The organism is Flavobacterium nackdongense, assembly GCF_004355225.1.
Classification (GTDB): domain Bacteria; phylum Bacteroidota; class Bacteroidia; order Flavobacteriales; family Flavobacteriaceae; genus Flavobacterium; species Flavobacterium nackdongense.
The window spans coordinates 1360211-1380779 of record NZ_CP037933.1 but is presented as its reverse complement, the minus strand read 5'-3'; the positions used below and the strand labels follow the sequence as shown (position 1 = coordinate 1380779).

19 protein-coding genes are annotated in these 20569 nt (G+C 36.3%); 5 read left to right on the top strand and 14 right to left on the bottom strand.

The features are described from left to right. Nucleotides 1-4: 4 nt before the first annotated feature. From E1750_RS05645 to trmD, 4 genes are all read right to left on the bottom strand, one after another. On the bottom strand, nucleotides 5-2407 hold the full coding sequence (locus tag E1750_RS05645) for a TonB-dependent receptor (RefSeq protein WP_133275839.1): 2403 nt from the start codon (nucleotides 2405-2407) through the stop codon (nucleotides 5-7). Between the two features lie 133 nt (nucleotides 2408-2540). Further along, nucleotides 2541-4763 carry an NADP-dependent isocitrate dehydrogenase gene (locus E1750_RS05640; protein ID WP_133275838.1) on the bottom strand — a complete coding sequence of 741 codons (2223 nt, stop codon included), beginning with the start codon at nucleotides 4761-4763 and terminating at the stop codon, nucleotides 2541-2543. A gap of 280 nt (nucleotides 4764-5043) precedes the next feature. Then, on the bottom strand, nucleotides 5044-5394 hold the full coding sequence (gene rplS / locus E1750_RS05635; protein ID WP_133275837.1) for a 50S ribosomal protein L19: 351 nt from the start codon (nucleotides 5392-5394) through the stop codon (nucleotides 5044-5046). A gap of 165 nt (nucleotides 5395-5559) precedes the next feature. Continuing rightward, the gene (gene trmD, locus E1750_RS05630; protein ID WP_133275836.1) at nucleotides 5560-6234 is read right to left on the bottom strand and encodes a tRNA (guanosine(37)-N1)-methyltransferase TrmD; all 675 of its coding nucleotides are present in this window, start codon (nucleotides 6232-6234) and stop codon (nucleotides 5560-5562) included. Between the two features lie 267 nt (nucleotides 6235-6501). Here trmD and E1750_RS05625 point away from each other — a divergent pair, with 267 nt between their 5' ends. Continuing rightward, on the top strand, nucleotides 6502-7434 hold the full coding sequence (locus E1750_RS05625; protein WP_133275835.1) for a WD40/YVTN/BNR-like repeat-containing protein: 933 nt from the start codon (nucleotides 6502-6504) through the stop codon (nucleotides 7432-7434). A 428-nt stretch (nucleotides 7435-7862) separates the two neighbouring features. Here E1750_RS05625 and E1750_RS05620 read toward each other — a convergent pair whose 3' ends face one another. Together E1750_RS05620 and E1750_RS05615 are read right to left on the bottom strand one after the other, a co-directional pair. Further along, a complete protein-coding gene (locus E1750_RS05620; protein WP_133275834.1) occupies nucleotides 7863-8510 on the bottom strand; it encodes a DNA/RNA non-specific endonuclease in 648 nt (215 codons plus the stop codon). A gap of 33 nt (nucleotides 8511-8543) precedes the next feature. Then, nucleotides 8544-8987, bottom strand: a complete 444-nt coding sequence (locus E1750_RS05615) for a DUF1569 domain-containing protein (protein WP_133275833.1) — start codon at nucleotides 8985-8987, stop codon at nucleotides 8544-8546. 96 nt (nucleotides 8988-9083) lie between these two features. On the opposite strand from E1750_RS05615, the gene E1750_RS05610 reads away from it, so the two are divergent. Further along, nucleotides 9084-9938 (top strand): NAD(P)-dependent oxidoreductase, encoded by an 855-nt coding sequence (locus tag E1750_RS05610; protein WP_133275832.1) that lies wholly within the window; start codon nucleotides 9084-9086, stop codon nucleotides 9936-9938. 73 nt (nucleotides 9939-10011) lie between these two features. Beyond that, a complete protein-coding gene (locus E1750_RS05605) occupies nucleotides 10012-10944 on the top strand; it encodes a peptidylprolyl isomerase (protein WP_133275831.1) in 933 nt (310 codons plus the stop codon). 158 nt (nucleotides 10945-11102) lie between these two features. Here the strand turns inward: E1750_RS05605 and E1750_RS05600 are convergent, their stop codons facing one another. Both E1750_RS05600 and E1750_RS05595 read right to left on the bottom strand, forming a co-directional pair. Then, nucleotides 11103-11483 carry a PUR family DNA/RNA-binding protein gene (locus E1750_RS05600; protein ID WP_165698085.1) on the bottom strand — a complete coding sequence of 127 codons (381 nt, stop codon included), beginning with the start codon at nucleotides 11481-11483 and terminating at the stop codon, nucleotides 11103-11105. Between the two features lie 70 nt (nucleotides 11484-11553). After that, nucleotides 11554-13314 carry an ABC transporter ATP-binding protein gene (locus E1750_RS05595; protein ID WP_133275829.1) on the bottom strand — a complete coding sequence of 587 codons (1761 nt, stop codon included), beginning with the start codon at nucleotides 13312-13314 and terminating at the stop codon, nucleotides 11554-11556. Between the two features lie 156 nt (nucleotides 13315-13470). Here E1750_RS05595 and nusB point away from each other — a divergent pair, with 156 nt between their 5' ends. Together nusB and yajC are read left to right on the top strand one after the other, a co-directional pair. After that, complete coding sequence (nusB, locus tag E1750_RS05590; protein ID WP_133278086.1) at nucleotides 13471-14382, top strand: transcription antitermination factor NusB; 912 nt, start codon at nucleotides 13471-13473, stop codon at nucleotides 14380-14382. A 47-nt stretch (nucleotides 14383-14429) separates the two neighbouring features. Further along, nucleotides 14430-14702, top strand: a complete 273-nt coding sequence (yajC, locus tag E1750_RS05585) for a preprotein translocase subunit YajC (protein ID WP_133275828.1) — start codon at nucleotides 14430-14432, stop codon at nucleotides 14700-14702. A gap of 78 nt (nucleotides 14703-14780) precedes the next feature. Here the strand turns inward: yajC and E1750_RS05580 are convergent, their stop codons facing one another. From E1750_RS05580 to E1750_RS05555, 6 genes are all read right to left on the bottom strand, one after another. Continuing rightward, nucleotides 14781-15233 carry a hypothetical protein gene (locus tag E1750_RS05580; RefSeq protein ID WP_133275827.1) on the bottom strand — a complete coding sequence of 151 codons (453 nt, stop codon included), beginning with the start codon at nucleotides 15231-15233 and terminating at the stop codon, nucleotides 14781-14783. Nucleotides 15234-15566: 333 nt separating this feature from the next. Next, nucleotides 15567-17012 (bottom strand): DUF6029 family protein, encoded by a 1446-nt coding sequence (locus E1750_RS05575; RefSeq protein WP_133275826.1) that lies wholly within the window; start codon nucleotides 17010-17012, stop codon nucleotides 15567-15569. Then, nucleotides 17002-17484 carry a TlpA family protein disulfide reductase gene (locus E1750_RS05570; RefSeq protein ID WP_133275825.1) on the bottom strand — a complete coding sequence of 161 codons (483 nt, stop codon included), beginning with the start codon at nucleotides 17482-17484 and terminating at the stop codon, nucleotides 17002-17004. The genes E1750_RS05575 and E1750_RS05570 overlap by 11 nt, the downstream gene beginning before the upstream one ends. A 180-nt stretch (nucleotides 17485-17664) precedes the next feature. Beyond that, nucleotides 17665-18225 (bottom strand): peroxiredoxin family protein, encoded by a 561-nt coding sequence (locus E1750_RS05565; RefSeq protein WP_133275824.1) that lies wholly within the window; start codon nucleotides 18223-18225, stop codon nucleotides 17665-17667. Between the two features lie 150 nt (nucleotides 18226-18375). After that, the gene (locus tag E1750_RS05560) at nucleotides 18376-19839 is read right to left on the bottom strand and encodes a sensor histidine kinase (protein ID WP_133275823.1); all 1464 of its coding nucleotides are present in this window, start codon (nucleotides 19837-19839) and stop codon (nucleotides 18376-18378) included. A gap of 2 nt (nucleotides 19840-19841) precedes the next feature. Continuing rightward, nucleotides 19842-20543, bottom strand: a complete 702-nt coding sequence (locus E1750_RS05555) for a response regulator transcription factor (protein WP_133275822.1) — start codon at nucleotides 20541-20543, stop codon at nucleotides 19842-19844. Nucleotides 20544-20569: the final 26 nt, after the last annotated feature.

The window sequence follows — 20569 nt, the reverse complement described above, 5'->3', positions numbered from 1 at the left end:
GATATTAGAATTTGAAATTATAACTTACAGAAGGGACTGCGCCAAAAATGGAGAGTTTAACAGCTTCATTTGAGCCGGAAATTTGGTTTTCTCTAAAACTGATGGATGCTGCATTTTTTCGATTGTAAATGTTGTAAACACTAAATACCCATTCGCCTTGCCAGCCTTTTGTTTTGTTGGGTTTGGGAATATAAGTTGCCGATAAATCTAAATGATGATACAGTGGCAGGTTGTCTTCGTTTCTAGCGCCATAACTTGGAATTACGATTCCTTGATACTCGTATTGCCCATTCGGGAAGGTTACGGGTTGCCCAGATTGCAGAATAAAATTTCCTCCAAATGTCCATTTAGGGCTTAAACTATAGTTGGCTGTTACGGCCAGATTATGTAATTTATGAAAGCCTGTTTTGTACCAATTGCCATTGTTTATTCCGGATTCATTTGGTGTTCTGCCGGGTGTTTGTTGTTCGGAATTGGATAGGGTATAGGCAATCCAACCATTGAGTTTGCCTGAGTTCTTGCGTAGTAATAATTCAAGACCATACGCTCTTAACTGTCCGTTGAGGATGACTTGTTCGATGGCATTATTGGCAATCAAATCGGCGCCATCAATATAATCAATTCTATTTTTTATTTTTTTGTAAAAGCTTTCGACTTCTAATGAATACCGGTCATTGTTGAAATTTCTAAAATAACCCACAGCTACTTGATCGGCAATTTGCGGTTGAATGTATTCGTCACTTGGGGTCCAAATATCCAATGGAGTTGGTGAGGCGGTGTTCGAAACCAATTGTAAGTATTGCACCATTCGATTATAGCTTGCTTTTACCGATGATTTTTCGTTTAAAATATACGAACTCGAGAAACGTGGTTCTAGATTTGAAAAGGACGTAATTACCTCGTTGTAGCCATATTCTTTTGTTCCGATGGGAACACCTTTTTCGTAAATTTTGAGTTGGTCATTGTACGTTACGGCTAAACCGTCTTTGTATAAATTGACAGTCGATGCTCCCAATCTGTAAAACATACTATAACGCAAACCGTATAAAAAGGATAGTTTTGGCGATGCCTGGTGTTCAGCTTCTAGGTAAATCGCAGGTTCAAATGCATTCTTTTTATCTAATTGACTGAAATTGATACTGGAATTCTCATCAATGGGTTTAATTGTTCCGGGATTGAATTTGTAATAAATGGAGTTTAATCCATAATTCAATTTGATTTTGTCATTCAAATAATATTTCAAATCGTATTTCAAATTGAAGTTTTTGATACTCGATTGCCAATCAAAACCAACAGAGGTTAGTGTTAATCCATAATAATAATCACTAAAAATGGCTGATAAATTGGAAAAATGTCGTTCTGAAAACAAATGATTCCATCTCAAATTGAAGGTGGCGTTTCCATAGGTATTTTGGAATTCTTTACTAATATTAAAAAAATCTCGACCAAAATAACTGGAAATATAGAGGTTATTGTTCGGGTTTACTTCGTAGTGCAGTTTGGCATTCAAATCATAAAATGAAGCAGAATTATTATTATCAGTCAACTTCAAGAACAAATGCGCATAGGAAGTTCTACCTCCAACAAGGAAAGAACCTTTGTCTTTCACCAGCGGCCCTTCGGCCAATAAACGGCTAGAAATTAGTCCAACTCCGCCATTCATATGAAAGGAATTGCTATTTCCGTCTTTTTGATAAATGTCTAAAACCGAAGAAGCTCGACCACCATAACGCGAAGGAATTCCACCTTTGTACAATTTTAAATCTTTAATCGCATCGGGATTGAAAACCGAGAAGAACCCAAAAACGTGTGAAGAGTTGAAAATGGTGGCTTCGTCCAATAAAATTAAGTTTTGGTCAGCGCCACCACCACGAACATTGAAACCCGATTGGCCTTCGCCAGCGCTGGTCACGCCGGGAAGAAGTAATAAGGATTTTATCACATCGACTTCACCTAAAACCACTGGCATTTTTTTAATAGTGGCCATCGAGAGTTTGTTGACACTCATTTCGGGTGTTTTGATATTGGTGCTTTTTCTATTGGTAGTGATAACAACTTCTTTCAATTGTTGTTCGCTACTAACGAGTTTAAAACTTTTTTTAATGTTTTGTGTCAATTCAATTTTTTCCTCGATGGTCTGGAAACCTAAATAGTTGATTTGTAAAGTATAGCTCCCTTTGGGCAAGGTTATTGAATAAAACCCGTATTCATTGGTTGTTACCCCAGTTTTCAATTCTAAAATAGATACATTAACACCAATTAATGTTTCGTTATTTTTAGAATCTGTTATAGTTCCGCTGATGGTGATTTTTTGTTTTGAGGCATCACCTGAATTAGTTTCTTGAGCAAAAGAAGTAAGCGACAGCGACAAAAACAGGAGTAGGACTTTGATTTTAATAGCGTTCATTTCGAAAATTTTGTTATGCAAATTTCGTTATGTTTTTAGATGTTTTTACTAGACAAGTGTTAAAGTTTTGTGAAATAAAAAAGACAGCCTTTTCCAGCTGTCTTTTAGATATTTATAGAAATTTTATGGTGTATTAAGCGATTTTTGCCAATATCGAATTGAATGTTTCACTCGGACGCATCGCCTTACTAGTCAATTCCGGATTGGGTTGATAGTATCCGCCAATATTTTGCGGTTTTCCTTGTGATCCGATCAATTCGGCGTTGATTTTAGCTTCATTTGCAAAAAATTCAGCAGCGATTGGAACAAATGTGGCTTTGAGTTCAGCGTCTTTGTCTTGTGCTCCCAAGGCTTCTGCCCAATACATTGCCAAATAAAAATGAGAACCTCGGTTGTCGATTTGTCCCACTTTACGCGCGGGAGATTTGTCATTGGCCAAGAATTTCTCGGTGGCGACATCTAGGGTTTCTGCGAGAACAATCGCCTTCGGATTGTTGTGTGTTTGTCCAATATATTCTAAAGAAGCGCCTAATGCCAAAAATTCTCCTAGCGAATCCCAACGCAGATAGCCTTCTTCTACAAATTGCTGCACATGCTTCGGAGCCGATCCGCCAGCACCAGTTTCGAACAAACCTCCACCATTCATTAAGGGAACGATAGACAACATTTTGGCCGAAGTTCCCACTTCAAGAATTGGGAATAAATCGGTGAGATAGTCACGCAATACATTGCCCGTTACCGAAATGGTATCCAAGCCTTTGACGATTCTTTCCAAGGTAAAGTTCGTAGCCTCCACCGGATTTAGGATTCGAATGTCTAAACCTGTGGTATCAAAATCTTTTAAATATTGGGTTACTTTTTCGATCAATGCTCTGTCGTGTGCTCTTTTTTCGTCTAACCAAAATACGGCTGGCGTATTCGATAATCGCGCTCTGTTTACAGCTAGTTTTACCCAATCCTGAATTGGAGCGTCTTTAACCTGACACATTCTGAAAATATCTTTTGCTTCAACAGCTTGTTCCATTAAAACGGTTCCGTTAGCATCCACAACACGAACCACTCCGTCTGCAATGATTTGAAAGGTTTTGTCGTGAGAACCATATTCTTCTGCTTTTTGTGCCATCAAACCTACGTTTGGAACACTTCCCATAGTTGTTGGGTCGAAGGCACCGTGTTTTTTACAAAAATCGATGGTGGCGGTATAAATTCCAGAATAACAACGGTCTGGTATCATAGCGATGGTATCCTGCTGCTTACCTTCTTTATTGTACATCTGCCCCGAAGTACGAATCATCGCTGGCATTGAGGCATCGACAATTACATCTGATGGAACTTGAAGATTGGTGATTCCCTTATCTGAATTGACCATCGCCAAGGCGGGACCGTTTTCGATAGCTTGGTTTATGGCGGCTTCAATTTCAGCTTGCATTGCATGTCCAGCAATTTTTGCATACACATCACCCAAACCATTTCGGGTATCAACATTTAATTGATCAAATAAAGCGGCGTATTTTTCGAAAACCTCCTTGAAATATACTTCCACCACGGCACCAAAAATAATGGGGTCTGATACTTTCATCATCGTTGCTTTCAAGTGAACCGACAGCAATAGGTTATGTTCTTTGGCTTCTTTTATGGTTTTGGTTACGAAACTTTTCAACTCTTTCAAGTGCATTACCGAACTGTCGATAATTTCACCCGCTTTTAATGGAGTGCTTGCTTTCAAAACAGTAGTGGAGCCGTCTTTGGTCACCAACTCAATTTTCACATCTGTTGCTGCTGCAATCGTAACCGATTTTTCACTTCCGTAAAAGTCACCCGTTTCCATCGAAGCGACTTTGGTTTTTGATTCAGAGGACCAAGCTCCCATAGTATGTGGGTTGGCTTTGGCATAGTTTTTTATGGCTTTTGGCGCTCGACGATCCGAGTTTCCTTCGCGTAAAACAGGATTCACGGCAGAACCTAAAATTTTAGAATATTTACCTTTTACAGCGACTTCTTCTTCATTTGCAGGTTCATCAGGAAAATTTGGAACCGCATAACCGTGCGATTGCAATTCCGAAATAGCCGTTTTTAATTGCGGTACCGATGCGGAAACATTCGGTAATTTGATGATATTGGCTTCGGGAGTGTTGGCCAGTTGTCCCAATTCCGATAAAGCATCTGCTACTTTTTGATCTTCTTTCAAGAATTCAGGAAAGTTGGATAAAATTCTACCCGCAAGAGAAATATCTCTAGTCTCAATTTCTATATTAGAAGTGGTGGTAATTGCTTGTACAATTGGTAAAAAAGAATAGGTGGCCAATAAAGGCGCCTCGTCGGTAAGCGTGTAAAAAATTTTAGATTTTGTAGACATTATACTGAAAAATTACTTAATATTATTTTCGGGCTACAAATGTAAGAAAAACGTTTTCGTAAATAGTTAATCAGTCCTAATATGTTTCAATTTTAGCTAATATTTATGATATTATTATTTTTTAATTTGCGAAAAGAGAATAGTTAAATTTAGCTTGATTTTTTTATTAAATTGAAAAATTTGACTTACTATTTACTGCGCCTTATCCTAGCATTCCTTCGGTTTAGAGCAAAAAAAAGTCCCGAAATAATCGGGACTTAAAGGTAAAAAGATAATTTGACTATCTTCTTTTATCTCTAATCTTAGCTTTTTTACCGGTAAGTTCTCTAAAGTAGAAAATTCTTGCTCTACGAACGTGACCTTTTTTGTTGATTTCGATTTTTTGCAAAGCTGGCAAGTTTACTGGGAAAATACGCTCCACTCCAACTGAACCTGACATTTTACGAATAGTAAAAGTTTCTGTGATTCCAGAACCTCTTCTTTGAATTACAACACCTTTAAAAAACTGTGTTCTTGTTTTTTCACCCTCTTTAATTTCATAGAAAACTGTGATAGTATCACCAGCTCCAAACTCAGGGAAATCTTTTCTTGTTACAAACTCGTCTTGTACGAATTTCAATAAATCTGCCATCTTTTTTATTTATTATGATTTAAAATAGAGCAACATTCACGGTTTTCGCCAGAGGTTGGTCTAATGAGGGTGCAAATGTAATTAAAAATGTTTAAAGTTTAAAGTTTAAAGTTTAAAAATTTTTACGATAGTTTTAAATTCCCCCTTTGGGGGTTAGGGGGCTGTTTATTCCAACAAATCCGGTCGTCTGTTCTTAGTATGTTCATACGCCATATCCTCGCGCCATTTGTCGATTTTGGCAAAATTTCCGCTAGTGAGAACCTCAGGAACTTTCCAACCTTTGTAATCGGCAGGTCTTGTGTATATTGGTCCAGACAATAAATTATCCTGAAAACTATCCGTCAAAGCCGAAGTTTCATCGCTCAAAACTCCGGGAATTAGTCGTATTAAAGCATCACATAAAACCAAAGCGCCCAATTCTCCGCCGCTCAAAACATAGTCGCCAATCGAGATTTCTTTGGTAATAAAATGGTCGCGAACACGTTGGTCCACACCTTTGTAATGCCCACAAAGAATGATGATATTCTCGTACATCGACATCGTGTTGGCCATTTTTTGTTTCAAAGTTTCTCCGTCGGGTGACATATAAATGACTTCGTCGTAGGTTCTTTCGCTTTTCAAATGCGTGATGCAATCGTCGATAGGTTGAATATTCATCACCATTCCGGCGCCGCCACCATAGGGATAATCGTCGACACTTTTTTGTTTGTTGGTCGTGTAATCTCGCAGATTATGAAAATGAACTTCTACAATTCCCTTGTCGATGGCACGTTTCATCATCGAAGCCTCAAACGGACTTCGCAATAATTCAGGTAAAACGGTAATAATATCTATGCGCATTTTTTTATTTTCTAGGTTGCAAAGGTACAAAGTTTTTTTTGAGGAGCTATTTCCAGCACTTAATTGCAATCTTGTGGTCTTAACTGATAGATTTTTAGAGAAAAATAATCATTTATATTTTAAAATTTGTAATATAAATTTTATATATTTGATACATAATAAAGCGAAATAAACCTTCGCCAATATACCCTTTTTTGGGTTCGTATACGAAGGTTTATTTTGCCTATAAATGAGTTAGCAGAAATTTTAAACTAAACATTTGTGAAAATGAGAAAACATATAATTTTACTTTTTTTAATTACGCTAATATCTTGTGGAAAGGATGATAATAATGAACTATCAAGTGATTATTTTCGAAAAATTGAAATAAATACAACCCAAGGATTGACTGATATTTCGTTTATTAATGAAAACCAAGGCATCGTATGTGGAACGCTAGGATATTTTGCAAAAACAAATGATGGTGGTAAAACTTGGAATAAGTTAAATGTCGGAATTAATCATAGCTTTTTAAGTGCATTTATTTTAAATGAAAATAGTTTTTTTACTGCAAGAATTGGATTATATAAAACACAAAATTCTGGCTCTAGTTTTAATGAGATTGGGAGCTTAAATGGGAGTAGTATTTTTTCTATAAATTTTAGAGATGATAATTTAGGATTTATTACTCAAGGAGGAAGAATACTTAAAACAACTAACGGTGGCAATAATTGGGTTGAAAAATATAATACAAATACCTATTATAGTTTAAGTAATTTACAATTTGAAAATAATGTTGGCTATGCGTGTGGAGGTAGTAATTTTGATAACTTTAATGAAGGTGAAATTGTTAAAACAGTCGATAATGGTGTAAATTGGATTAAAATAACTTCATCTATAAATATAACTTCAATTAGTTTTGTTGATGAAAATATTGGGTTTTACTCAAATATTAATCAAGAAATTTTCAAAACTTTAAATGGAGGAATGTCTTGGATGAAAATATCTACAATAGGTTATTTACCATTAAGTATTTCTTATAAAAATGAACAAATAGGGTTCTTATCAACATACGAAGGTAAAATATTGAAGACTGAAAATGGCGGAAAAAATTGGAAAGTAATTTACGACAAAACAAATACGCCAATTTCAAAAATAATAACAATTGGAAATTCAGTTTTTGCAATCGGAGATAATGGATTATGTCTTAAATCAAAATAAAAAACTTCTGCTAACAGCTAGAGTTTCCTTGCGTGCGCAGCACGAACAATGAAGCTCCTGTTGAACGGAACCGGAGTACCTGCCGCCAACACTATGGAGTTGTCGTAAAGTTTTGAGAGAGCCCCGAAGGGTCGGGATCAAGAGGCAAGTGCGCCTCTTTTTTTTTGGAGCGATTTCAAAATCGTTTTATAGTGTTTTCGGTCACTTTTGAGCATAAAATCCCTTACCCATTATTTAGTTTTTATAGGGAATAGAGCTTTGGCTACCGCCAAGATACCAAGGCTTCGCAAAGTCTCCCAACTTTGATGTAGTAACTTTCAGTTTTCAACCGATTTTGTTTTAGTTATTTAATTTCTAAGTCAGTGAAATACTGAGGAACACAATTTCTTAGCTAGAGACTTTGCCGAGCGAGGTGGCACAGAAAGGAATCAATAAAAACTCCATTCTTTGTAATTGAGTTCTTTTTCTATTTTTTCTTCAATTTTCTCGGCCAGTTTTTCATTGAAATTGATTCCAGTGATTTCCTCGATTTTTTCGATGGTAGTGGCAAAATGATACAGCGCAGCATCTGACTTTTCATTGGGTACCAAAAACGGAATCATTACTAATGCGTCATTTTGCACTCGAACTACGATTTTGTAAAAATAATCAGGAACAGACACGTCTTCGTCGCCAATTTTTGTGAGTTGACTATGAAGTACGCTTCCCGTTACAATAAAAATTGCAGTATATTTATCGGCCCAATATCGTACTTTTTCTTCGAGTCTATTCCATATTCCAGAATTGAAATCTCTATTTTGTGGCGCTACATTCGAGGTTAAAAAAGTTTCGTTGTACGCTTCTTGACTGAATTTCATATCAGCAGCAGGCACCAGATGCCCTTTGTCGAAACCTGTATTTTTGTAATTTCTCCAATGCGCTGATTCGGTATCGACCAGCGGGTCTTGTTTGAAATACGGTCTTTGATAATGGTGGCGGTTGTTCTTATCGCTGGTTAAATAGTAAGCGGCCCATTCTGCTTGTTCGTGCTCTTCAGAATAGGACAAAAAGAAATGTTTGTGACGAACGATGCTCATAATAGTAAGATGAATAAGCGATGTATAGCGAGTTTAAACCCCAAATTGTTTTAAATGATGATCCAAATGTTTCCACATCAATTTATCCCAATCTTCGGATGTCATCTTTCCCCAAAACGGATGTTCGGTGATTTTGATTGCCTCCGGACCTTGGGCAAAACGGCTAAAATTGATGGTCAAATCTTTTTTTGCAGCTTCAAAATCATAGTGTTCTTTGAAAATAAATTCAGGAGCTGTGGGACTATTTTTTTTAAATTCGGAATTGAAAATTTTATGCTTCATCATTTTTCCTAAAAATCGCATTAGGAAATTAATTTTCAAGGTTTTTTCATCAAAAGCAATCAGAATGGCTTCGTTGGTGTGTTTCAGCATTTGATCAACTGTCATTTTCCCCCAGAGCGCCTTGCTTTCTGGTTTAAGAGATTCAATTCTGGAAAGTATCGCAGCATTGTCACTCGCATTATAAATTGAGCTCATAATGATTTTATTTTTAGTATTTCAAAAATACGATTATACTGCATTCATTCCTGAATTTATATAGTAAATTTACATTCCAATCAAAAAATAGCAAATATGAAACAGATAGGCTGGATCGGTCTCGGCAATATGGGAACGCCAATGGCAAGCAATTTGTCCAAAGCAGGTTTTCCACTAACGGTATTTAACAGAAATATTCTAAAGACAAAACCTTTCGAAAATACAGGTGTCACAATCGCTAAAAATAGTAGAGAATTAGTAGCGCAATCCGACATCATTTTTACAATGCTCAGTAATGACGAAGCCCTTGAGGCCGTCTTTGGCGAAATTCTTGGGATGGACGACATAGCGGGGAAACTTTTTATTGATATGAGTACCATTTCGGAACAACTTTCCGTGAGTACTGCCCAAAGACTAAAACAGAAAAAAGCTTCCTTTCTAGATGCTCCTGTGGCCGGAAGTACGCAACCCGCGGCCAATGGAACGCTAACCATTATGGTAGGCGGAGACGCAGCGGATCTGACTAAGGCGATGCCTTATTTTGAAAAATTGGGTAAATTCATCAAACACGTTGGGGTCAATGGCAAAGGAATTGCAACCAAATTGAGCGTGAATTATTATCTTTCCATATTGTATTTAGGCTTAGCAGAAACGGTGTTGTTTGCCGAAAATAATGGTATTGATCGTTCGGATTTGTTAGAAATTATTAACGAAAGTGCCTGTGGGAGTGGTGCTTCTAGGGTGAAAACCCCAATGTTGATTAAGGATGATTATCAAGCGGCATTTGCCTTGAGTTTAATGCATAAAGATGTATTGTTGGCTCAGAAAAATGGAGTGAATTTCGCATTGACAGATGCTATTATAGATACTTACACTAATGCTTTGAATTCTGGTTTGGGAAATCAGGATGTTATTTCGATTATCAATCAGTTGAAAAAACCTAATTCATAATTTAGTGCCTCCATATAAAACGGAAAACTAATAATTTTTGTAAATTTGCACTTCATTAAAAAAAATAAAAGAAATGGAAAACGGAATATATGCTAAATTCAACACTGCAAAAGGTTCGATTTTAGTTAAACTTACTCACGAATTGACACCGGGAACTGTAGGAAACTTTGTTGCCCTAGCTGAAGGAAATATGGAGAACAAAATTAAACCTCAAGGACAAAAATTCTACGATGGTTTGAATTTTCACAGAGTAATTCCTGATTTTATGATTCAAGGAGGTTGTCCTCTAGGAACTGGAACGGGAGATCCAGGGTATAAATTTGATGATGAGTTTCACCAAGATTTGCGTCACGATGGGCCTGGTGTTTTGTCTATGGCAAACTCTGGACCGGGAAGCAACGGTTCGCAATTTTTTATCACACACGTGGCAACGCCTTGGTTAGACAATAAACATACCGTTTTCGGAAATGTGGTTGAAGGACAAGATGTTGTAGATGCCATTGCTCAAGGCGATAAATTAGAAACTCTCGAAATTATAAGAGTAGGTGAGGAAGCTCAAAAATGGAACGCTATCGAAGCGTATGTAGGATTGAAAGGGGCGCGTTTGAAAAAATTAGCCGCTTTGAAAGCAGAATCTGAAGCCAAAATGGAACAACTAGCGGCTGGTTTCGAAAAAACAGAAAGCGGTTTGCGTTACCAATTTATCCAAAGAGGAAGCGGAAAACAAGCAGAGAATGGAAAAACAGTTTCAGTGCATTATGAAGGTTCATTAGAAAACGGAAAAGTGTTTGATTCTTCTTATCCAAGAAAAAAACCAATCGAATTCAAATTAGGAATCGGACAAGTAATCGAAGGCTGGGACGAAGGAATCGCATTATTGAAAGTAGGCGATAAAGCTCGCTTTGTCATTCCGTCGGATTTAGGATACGGGCCAAGTGGGGCGGGAGGAGTGATTCCACCAAATGCAACTTTGATTTTTGATGTCGAATTGATGGACGTGAAATAATATTCGATGTACACTATTTGTTGTACGATTTACAAGTCCCAAAGCGAAAGTTTTGGGATTTTTTTGTATTATTTTTTTGCAAAAAAAAAGCCTGAAAATCATATGACTTTCAGGTTTTTTTAGGGATTGGTTAGTTATTTTGGTAGTTGTTTTACAATTTAAATATCATCAAATTCGATATTCGTAAAATTCGAAGTGGACGGTAACTTTTCTTCTTCAAATGTTTCTGCTTCGTATTCTTTCTTGAAATCTTTTTGATGTCTTTCAGAAATTACTTCCTCGCCTTTATGGTTCAAAACATACGAAGTCATTTCTTCTAAAATTTCAGTAAAAGCAGCAAAATCTTCCTTGTATAAATAAATTTTGTGTTTTTTGAAATGAAACGAACCATCTGCTTCTGTAAATTTCTTGCTTTCGGTAATCGTAATGTAATAATCATCTGCTTTTGTTGCTCTCACATCAAAGAAATAGGTTCTTCTTCCAGCTCTTAAAACTTTCGAAAATATTTCTTCTTTTTCTAACAAATCGTGTTCTCTCATAATCATTCTATCTATTTAGTGTTCTTAAGTAGTACTCAAAAATCTAAAAAATAGTTGATTTACACAACATTTATTGCAATTCTTTTTCAGAAAGTTGTTTCAAATATAAAGCGGCATAATAGCCCTCTTGATTTAGTAATTGATTATGAGAACCTTGCTCAATAATTTGCCCTTCGTCTAGAACAATAATCCGATCGGCATTCTTAGCTGAGGAGACTCTGTGACTGACAATAATGGTGGTTTTGTCTTTACAAATTTCCTGAAGATTGTTCAAAATTGCCTCTTCGGTTTCGGTATCTACAGCAGATAAACAATCGTCGAGAAGCAAAATTTTTGGATTTTTGATAATAGCTCTAGCGATTGAAACCCGTTGTTTTTGTCCGCCAGAAAGCGTAATGCCTCTTTCGCCCAAAATCGTGTCGTATTGTTTGTTGAAGCCGATGATATTGTCGTGCACTACAGCACTTTTAGCAGCCGTTTCAACCTCCTCATCGGTAGCGTTTTCTTTTCCAAATTTGATGTTGTTTCGAATGCTATCCGAAAATAAAAATGCATCTTGGGGAACGATTCCGATGGTGTTTCTCAAATCGAATAAGTTCAGTTGGCTGATTTCTTTTTCGTCGATTGTAATTTGTCCCTCGCTGACGTCATACAGTCTAGAAATCAACGAAATAATCGTCGATTTTCCGGATCCCGTTTTCCCTAAAATCGCTAAGGTTTCGCCTTCTTGAACGGTAAAAGATACATTTTTCAAGGCCGTAATATTAGTGTCATCGTAAGTGTAGCTCACATTTTCGAAAGAAATTGCGCCTTCGATTATGGATTTTTCGGGATTGTTGTTTTGAATTTCAGGAACGATTTTCAGGAATTCATTGATGCGTTTTTGCGAAGCTTCAGCTTCCTGCACCATTGATGAAACCCAACCCAATGAGGCTACGGGCCAAGTGAGCATATTGACATATAAAATAAATTCGGCGATGGTTCCAATGCTTTTGATGGTTCCGTTGATGTACATTAAACCACCAAAATAAATCACCACCAAGTTGCTTATTCCAATAAGTGCCAACATCAATGGACCAAAAAGCGCTTGAATTTTGGCCAATTTCAAACTTTTGCTTTTGCTTTCTTGTGATAAATCCACCATATTTTTTTGATGTTGATCTTCTAACGAATACGCTTTTATCACTCGAATTCCTGAAAAAATTTCTTGTGTAAAACTCGAAACTTTAGATAAATATTGCTGAAAAATGGTACTTCGTTTATTGATTTCAGAGCTAATTTTGAAAATAGCATACGACAAAATCGGCAGGGGAAGCAGCGTGTAAAGAGTGAGTCGAGGCGAAACACTAAACATATACATAATGACGATTGCAAAACGAATGAACGTATTGATGGTGTACATTACCGCAGGGCCTACATACATTCTTACTTTCGAAACATCTTCGCTGATGCGGTTCATCAAATCGCCCGTGCGGTTTTGTTTGTAAAAATTCTGTGATAGCATTTCGTATTGGCGGAACACCTCGTTTTTCAAATCGAATTCGATGTGGCGCGACATCACGATCAGGGTTTGACGCATCAGAAAAGTCAAGAAACCAGCGATTATTGTGGTGGCAATGATGAGTAAAATGTTCGTAATCAACTCTTGTTGAATGATGCTTTTCGATACGGATTTATCTTTTGCAAACGCTTCGATGACCGTGAAGGATTTGCTGATTAACTTCGGTGTAAACAAAGAAAATATTTGCGCCACAATCGTAATCACGATGCCCAACAAAAAGCTGTATTTGTATTTGAAAAAATATTTATTTAAATGCTGTAATTCTTTCATCTGGATTTTTATTCTTTTAGAATTCCAAAGGTAATAGGAAAATTAGATATTTTTCAGGTTTAATTCTGTTTTAAAAAATGAAATTCTTATTTTTGCAAACTAATTTAAAAAAGTTCTTACAAGGTGGTAAACAGAAGACATATTCGTATTAAGGTAATGCAAACCATTTATGCGATGCATCAAAATGGGTCAGATAATCTCGAAAAGGAAGAAAAATTTCTTTTTTACAGTATCGACGCAATTCAGGATTTATACCTTATAATGCTTTCCTCTTTGATCGAAATTTGCAAAAAAGAATCTGAATTTTTGCACCTATCCAGTCAGAAACATCTCGCTACTCCGGAGGAACGCAAGCCCAATCAAAAATTCATAAAAAACGCTATTTTTCAGATACTTTCTGAAAATAATTCGTTGAGTATTGCTCTTGAAACTCGAAAAATCAACAATTGGACTTTGAATGATGATTACATTATTCTGCTCCTAAATGATATTAAGCAAAGCAAATTATATGCAAAATATATGAGCAATGCGGTGAACAATTTTGAGGAAGACAAAGAGTTTATTGCCAATTTGTTTCAAGAAGTAATTGTTCCCAACGACAAATTATACGATTATCTCGAAGATCATAAATTGACTTGGATTGATGATATTCCGGTGGTAAATACGGAGATTATCAAACAGTTAAGAGCTATAAAACCAGTAGAAGGCGGAAATTTGAAAGTACCTAAAATTTTCAAAGATGCTGAAGACCGCGATTTTGTTCGCGATTTATTCCGAAAAACGGTTTTAAACGAATCGGAATTAGCCAAAGAATATGTCGATAAAACCCCCAATTGGGACACCGAAAGAATTGCAGAAATTGATACAATTATCCTGAAAATGGCGATTTGCGAATTGTTGAAATTCCCTTCGATTCCGGTGAAAGTGACGTTGAATGAGTACTTAGAATTGGCCAAAGAATATTCTACACCAAAAAGTAGTATTTTTATCAATGGAATTTTGGACAATTTGGTCAAAGAACTACAAGTCGGCAACAGAATTCAAAAGATGGGACGTGGATTAATGTAAATTTCAACACAATTAATAATAAATAAACAAAAAAATAATTCAAAATTATGGGACAGTTAACTCAATTTGCGCCTTTTTTATTAATGTTCGTGGTTATCTATTTCTTTATGATTAGACCACAACAAAAAAGAGCTAAGCAAGAAAAAGAATTCGAAAGTGCTTTGAAAGTAGGCGACAAAATCATCACCAAAAGCGGACTTCACGGGAAAATCGCTGAGGTTGCTGAAACTACGGTTGTTATCGAAACTATGGCTGGAAAATTGAAAATGGAGCGCTCTGCTATTTCTATGGAAATGAGTGCTGCTTTGGCAAAAAAATAAATAGTGCACCACAATTAAAAATCCCAAATTCTAATTTTACAATTGGAATTTGGGATTTTTTAATGGAATAGCATCATACTATTTCTTTTTGTTCTTTTTGTTTTTCTTTGCTTTTTTAGCTTTTACTTTGGCCTTTTTTTCTTTCAGTTTGGCTTTCAGTTTGGCTTTTTTAGCTTTCTCTTTCTTTGCTTTTTTTGCTTTTTTAGCTTTCGCTTTTGCTTTTTCTTTTGCCTTTGCTTTTTTCGCTTTTTCTTTTTCTTTTTCCTTCATCTTGTTTTTTTTCTTTTTTTCTTTTTTTTCTTTTTCCTCTATTGGTGCAAAAATTTCTTCCAAGGTAGTTTCTTCTATAATTACCTCCTCTGCCGTTTCGGCTACAGTGGGTTGCTCGATTATTTCTTCAACGACTGCTTTTGGTTTACGCACTGTGGTGGCTGGTTTCCGAGCTCTCGGTTTTCGTGCTGCAGGCTTCGCAACCTCTTCCACTTTTTCTGTAGTAATTTCATTTACTGTTTCTTCTTTGTTTTCTTCCATGTGATATTTTGATTTTTTATGTTAATTAATTGTAAATTATGTGTTATCAAATATAATCATTAAATCAATTCGTCAATGTTAAGTTTTTAATCAGGGCATTCGCGTTTAAAATTCTCAGACACGAATTGCACGAATTAGCACAAATTGTATTAGTTTTAAAACTAAATCCCACGAATTTTAGTTGTTTTAATAAGTCGTGTAATCAAAATAGATTGAAATCTGTGTCAACTTTTTTTAAATGTGAATGCCGTGGTTTTTACTACAGAACAAAAAAACCATCAAACGATGGCTTTCTGAAAACGATTTTCAAGTGGTAGAAAATAGAATTATGGCTTAAAAGCGAGTGGTCCACCTCAATTCAACTCCTTCGTAATCCAAGACTTCATAACAATTTCCGGCATTGCACGCAGGGCCACCACGACGTTGTCCCGCAAATAACTGCAAGCTATTTTCGTTGTTGATTTGGTATTTTAAATTACCTCCAAACCAAGTTTTCCACGATTTATTTGTTAGAAATGGATCATTAGATAGCTCACTGACTAAGGAGAAAACCCATTTGGATTGGAAAGCGTACCCCAAGGTTAGCAATTGATTTTGGACATTGATGCCTCCGCGGTTGAAATACTGAAATTCATATTCCGTTTTTATTGATGATTTTTCGGCTATTTTCCAATCTGCATAAATTCCGGTGGAGAGGCGGTCAGTTTGGTCCTTGAACGGATCTTGAGCATAATCTAAAAATAGTTTGAAATCGTGATGTGCCGCGATCGAGAAGGAATATTCGGCGAAGTATTCTTGAAAAATATATTCTTTATCCAAATCATTTTTTGCCAGGGCGTTGTTGAGGGTCAAAACGGAGGAATCCGGGAAGGTATAATAGACTTCTATTTGGTAGCCAGATTCATTGATCGGTTGTACAACGTGCGTGCTTCTGTTGAGTACTCTGTAGCTGTGTTCCTTGATTAAGGCTGGAACTTCGTTGAAACCAGAGCCCAGAAGAAAATTATTGTAATCCTTGACTTCGGCGGTTATGCCTAAATTATCAAAAGTGAAATTGATATTGCCATAATAGGCGTGAGTCGCCGCATTGTCGAGATCATTAGCAATTTCGGTGTAATAATTTATTTTTGGCGAAAGCACGCCCGATAACGTAATCATACTATAATTGCTATTTCCTTTGTCGTTGTCCAGTGCGAGAAATGAAGCGCCCAGAGTTTGTTTTTTGAATGTATAATCAGAATAAATGGCTTTTATTTCATCGATCCTTCGAATGGCGTTGTCTTGATTCGGCGGAAAGACATTGTTCAAAGGCTTTCCCCAAATCACTTTGGTGGTAAAGTCTTTGAGTTTCAATTTTGCAGTTACTCCTTGTACATCTCTGAAAAAATAATTGCGGGACCTAAAGCCTTGGTCTTCGAGTATGGCTCCCGGAATTTCGAACGACCGCAGTAATATGCCACGTCCGATGGTTTCGTTGAAGTTCCCTAAGGAAACATCTAAAATATTAGAATTGTATTTTAGCGAATATTGGGTGAATTGTGTATAATTCCGCTCTTCGTAACGAGTGTAATAATTTTCTAAGGTTACACCTGCGGTAAATCGTTTGTAGGTATAGCCCAGTAAAGCTCTATCGTAGGCTGTACCAAAATTAATGGTGTCGGTGGGCAATTTTCCATATTGTGTTTCTAGGATATTGCTGCCATAAAATTGGGCAAATCCTCGATTGGTGCAGCACAGCAAAAGCATCACCACGGCGGCAAAAACTATTTTATTTTTCATTGCTGTATTTTTCGATTTGAGCCATTATTTCTTTTTCGTCACCGGGAACGAAACCTTCGTGAAACCATACAATTTTTCCTTTGGCATTGATAATAATTAAAGTGGGGAATGCCGATAAATTGAGTTGGGTTTTGATGGTAGAATCGATATCTAAAAGTACAGGATATTGTATTTTCAGCGATTGGCTCATCGGTCCTGCCTTGGCTATACTTCGCGGACCATCGCAATTAATGCTAATAAAGGAAACCCCTTTGTCGTGGTACTGCTCGTAAATGGTGTTGATGGCAGGAATCGATTTTAGGCAAGGTTTGCACCAAGTAGTCCAAAAATCGATGACAGTGAGTTTTTCACCTTTTAGATCTTCATAACTTTTGGTGTTGTTTTGAGTATCTTTTAAGCTGAAATTTTTGATCGTTTGTGCCTGAAGTTCAATGCCAATAAAAAACAGCAACGCTAAATAGATTAATTTCATAGTTTTTTGATTTTAAAATGGAATGCGATTTCAACTGAATTTTTGTAACAATTAATTTGTTCACGATTTCAAGACCGCGCCTGAGTGACATATTATTTGCATTATAGAGTAAAAAGAACCAAATAAGGGGCTCTTTTTTGGTTCTTTTTATAATTTTCTGGGCCAAAAAGAAGTTGAAATTTACTTTAAAAGTTCTTCAATTTTTGCTTTTGCAGCAGCAATATCTGAGGCAGCACCTTGATTTCCAGAGAACATAATTTTACCCGTTTTGTCGATAACAACAATTCGATCGTAGGTAGTTTTGTAACTAGCCGCAACCCCTGACCCCATCAATAATAAGGGGAAACTTACTGCAGTAATGGTTTGAAAGCTTTGCACTTTGGCTTCATTACCGTCCCATTGATCAATGCCATAGAGTTGAAAATCAGTTCTTTTGGCAAAAGGTGCGTTTAATTGCATACAAACCGAAGGAGCGGCTGCTTTGCAGGAAGGACATTCGTTTCCAAAAAAGAAAAGTACCACAACTTTGTTTTTGGAATCCGATAGTTTTACGGTTTGTTTGCTCAAGGATGTTAAAGTAAAATCTGGTGCCACATTTCCGGCTACTGGTGGTGTAGTAGGATTTGAATTGTCATCATCACTCGAACAAGAGTTTAATGCTAATAGAAAAAGCATTACTAAAGAAACTTTAAGCATATTTTGTAATACGCTCGATACTGTTGAAATTTTTGTTGCATTCATAATTTAAGATTTAAAGATTAGTGTTTAATTGTTTACGATTTATTTTGAATTATAGCAAGGCTTCGCCCAGGCATTCTTAGAATACTATTGAAATGGGTTGATAAATGAAATAGAATGTTGGTAAAGAAGGTGTCTACTACCTATCTTTTTTTAAATACATTTTAGTTTAAAAATGAAAGAACTTCCAGCGTTTTCTTTGCTCACTAAATCGAGCGTCGATTGATGTAAATCGAGTATCTTTTTTGCAATGGCCAGCCCAAGTCCTGTACTGTTTTTTAAATCAGTAAAATTATTGGCTTTGTAATAGCGGGCAAAAATTTGTTCTCTGTCGTTTTCAGGAATTCCTATTCCGTTGTCGGTGACCGATATTTCGATATTATTATCGGTGCTTTTTATGGTTTTTATTTCTATTTTTCCACCACTTGGGGTGAATTTTAAAGCATTGTCAATCAGGTTTTGCATTACTCTTTCAATCAAAGAAACATCGGCAAATACGGGTGGTAATTCTTTAGACAAAACAGTATTGATAGAAATATTTTTTGTTTCTGCTATCAATTGGTATTTGCTGCTGATGTCACTCACTAATTCGCTAATAATAAAGGGTTCTTTTTTGGCTAAAACTTGATTAGCTTCTAGTTTTGACAATTCAAAAAGCTCATTTACTAATCGTTCTAATTTCTCTGCACTTTCCCGTACGGTATTGATGTACTGCTTACGTTCTTCGATGGTTATGGTTTCTTCCTTCATTTGCAGGGTTTCTACATAGCCCCGAATGATGGCGATTGGCGTTCGTAAATCGTGAGAAACATTGGCAATTAGTTCTCGTCGAAGGTTTTCGACTTCATTGAGTTTGTCTATGTTTAAAGTTAGAATATCGGCCATTTCATTAAACATTTCGCCCAATTGTCGTTCGTCGCCCATAGACTTAAATTCGACTCTCGCTTTCAAATCTCCTTGACGGAATTGTTGCATTACCGTTAGAATTTTGGAGTAATTATTAGTTATTATCCTGATGATTAACAAACCAATTAAAAAGGTAAATAATAAGGTAATTCCCATTGTTCTGGCGCCTAATTTTAATAAATATCCACCAAAAAGTGAGTTGGAAGCTGCTTCTTGTTGCTCTCCGTTAAGTACCACATAAATGTAGGCGTACAGCATATTATTCATTGTCAAAGGCGACGCAGAGAATACTTTTTGCTGCGAAGGATTAAGCGGATCGTCACCCTTAATATAGGAATTCGCATTCGCAATGAAACTTAAAACCGGTTTTAGATTTATTTGTTTCAACGCAATTTTTCGTTCCGGCGGATACCAAGCAATTATTTTTCCTTTGGGATCGACTAGATATACCTCAAGACTTGGATTGATGGCTCTCACGTGGTGAAACATTTCTTCAAGAGCTGGTTTTATAACTTCGCCATTGTAAAAATTAGTGGAGTTCTCCACGATATTTTTGGCGGTATCGTGATTGAGTCTTTGGTTTACTTCCTCAAGATAGGTTTTAGAATATTCGTGACTTACATAAGTGTACATTACTCCAACTCCTGCAAGAAGAATAAAAAACACAATGGATATTTTCCAAAACAAGCTGTTAAATGTCGACTTTTCCATAATTATTTTAATTCATCAGTAAAACGGTAGCCAACTCCCCAAGTGGTCAATATGTATTTTGGATTGGTAAGATCGGCTTCGATTTTTGTGCGTAATCTATTAATGTGTGAATTTACCGTATGTTCGTAGCCCGAAAATTCATATCCCCAAACCAGATTCAAAACATTTTCTCGAGAATAACTTTTACCGGGATTTGACATAAAAAGATACAATAAATCAAATTCTTTAGGGGTAAGTTCTACTTTTACTCCTTCGAGTGTTACTTTTCTTTTGATGGGGTCTATCTTCAATCCGCTGCATTCAAAAACTTCTTCTTCTACTTTTTTCTCTGTATTGACCATTTCATTTCTTCGCAAAATGGCTTTTACACGAGCAATAAATTCTCTAATGCTAAAAGGTTTCGTCAAATAATCATCGGCTCCAGTTTCAAGACCAATTATTTTGTCAATTTCTTCGCTTCGGGCGGTTAACATTAATATGGGTGTGAATATTTTATCGGCGCGCAACCTTCTGCATATCTCGATTCCGTCCATTCCAGGCAGCATCACGTCAAGGATAATCATATCATACTTATTTTTGGAGGCCAAGCTTAATCCGTCAGTTCCGGTATGGGCTTTGGTCAATTCACAATAAATATCTTTCAAATGAATCGCAACAAGTTCCACTATGGAAATGTCATCTTCAATCATTAAAATATTTTTCATATCGTTCTATTTATGCTTAAAATCAG

Coding starts and splice junctions, on each gene's coding strand:
- E1750_RS05645 (WP_133275839.1), bottom strand. CDS start 2,407: ATGAACGCTATTAAAATCAAAGTCCTACTCCTGTTTTTGTCGCTGTCG.
- E1750_RS05640 (WP_133275838.1), bottom strand. CDS start 4,763: ATGTCTACAAAATCTAAAATTTTTTACACGCTTACCGACGAGGCGCCT.
- rplS (WP_133275837.1), bottom strand. CDS start 5,394: ATGGCAGATTTATTGAAATTCGTACAAGACGAGTTTGTAACAAGAAAA.
- trmD (WP_133275836.1), bottom strand. CDS start 6,234: ATGCGCATAGATATTATTACCGTTTTACCTGAATTATTGCGAAGTCCG.
- E1750_RS05625 (WP_133275835.1), top strand. CDS start 6,502: ATGAGAAAACATATAATTTTACTTTTTTTAATTACGCTAATATCTTGT.
- E1750_RS05620 (WP_133275834.1), bottom strand. CDS start 8,510: ATGAGCATCGTTCGTCACAAACATTTCTTTTTGTCCTATTCTGAAGAG.
- E1750_RS05615 (WP_133275833.1), bottom strand. CDS start 8,987: ATGAGCTCAATTTATAATGCGAGTGACAATGCTGCGATACTTTCCAGA.
- E1750_RS05610 (WP_133275832.1), top strand. CDS start 9,084: ATGAAACAGATAGGCTGGATCGGTCTCGGCAATATGGGAACGCCAATG.
- E1750_RS05605 (WP_133275831.1), top strand. CDS start 10,012: ATGGAAAACGGAATATATGCTAAATTCAACACTGCAAAAGGTTCGATT.
- E1750_RS05600 (WP_165698085.1), bottom strand. CDS start 11,483: ATGAGAGAACACGATTTGTTAGAAAAAGAAGAAATATTTTCGAAAGTT.
- E1750_RS05595 (WP_133275829.1), bottom strand. CDS start 13,314: ATGAAAGAATTACAGCATTTAAATAAATATTTTTTCAAATACAAATAC.
- nusB (WP_133278086.1), top strand. CDS start 13,471: ATGCAAACCATTTATGCGATGCATCAAAATGGGTCAGATAATCTCGAA.
- yajC (WP_133275828.1), top strand. CDS start 14,430: ATGGGACAGTTAACTCAATTTGCGCCTTTTTTATTAATGTTCGTGGTT.
- E1750_RS05580 (WP_133275827.1), bottom strand. CDS start 15,233: ATGGAAGAAAACAAAGAAGAAACAGTAAATGAAATTACTACAGAAAAA.
- E1750_RS05575 (WP_133275826.1), bottom strand. CDS start 17,012: ATGAAAAATAAAATAGTTTTTGCCGCCGTGGTGATGCTTTTGCTGTGC.
- E1750_RS05570 (WP_133275825.1), bottom strand. CDS start 17,484: ATGAAATTAATCTATTTAGCGTTGCTGTTTTTTATTGGCATTGAACTT.
- E1750_RS05565 (WP_133275824.1), bottom strand. CDS start 18,225: ATGAATGCAACAAAAATTTCAACAGTATCGAGCGTATTACAAAATATG.
- E1750_RS05560 (WP_133275823.1), bottom strand. CDS start 19,839: ATGGAAAAGTCGACATTTAACAGCTTGTTTTGGAAAATATCCATTGTG.
- E1750_RS05555 (WP_133275822.1), bottom strand. CDS start 20,543: ATGAAAAATATTTTAATGATTGAAGATGACATTTCCATAGTGGAACTT.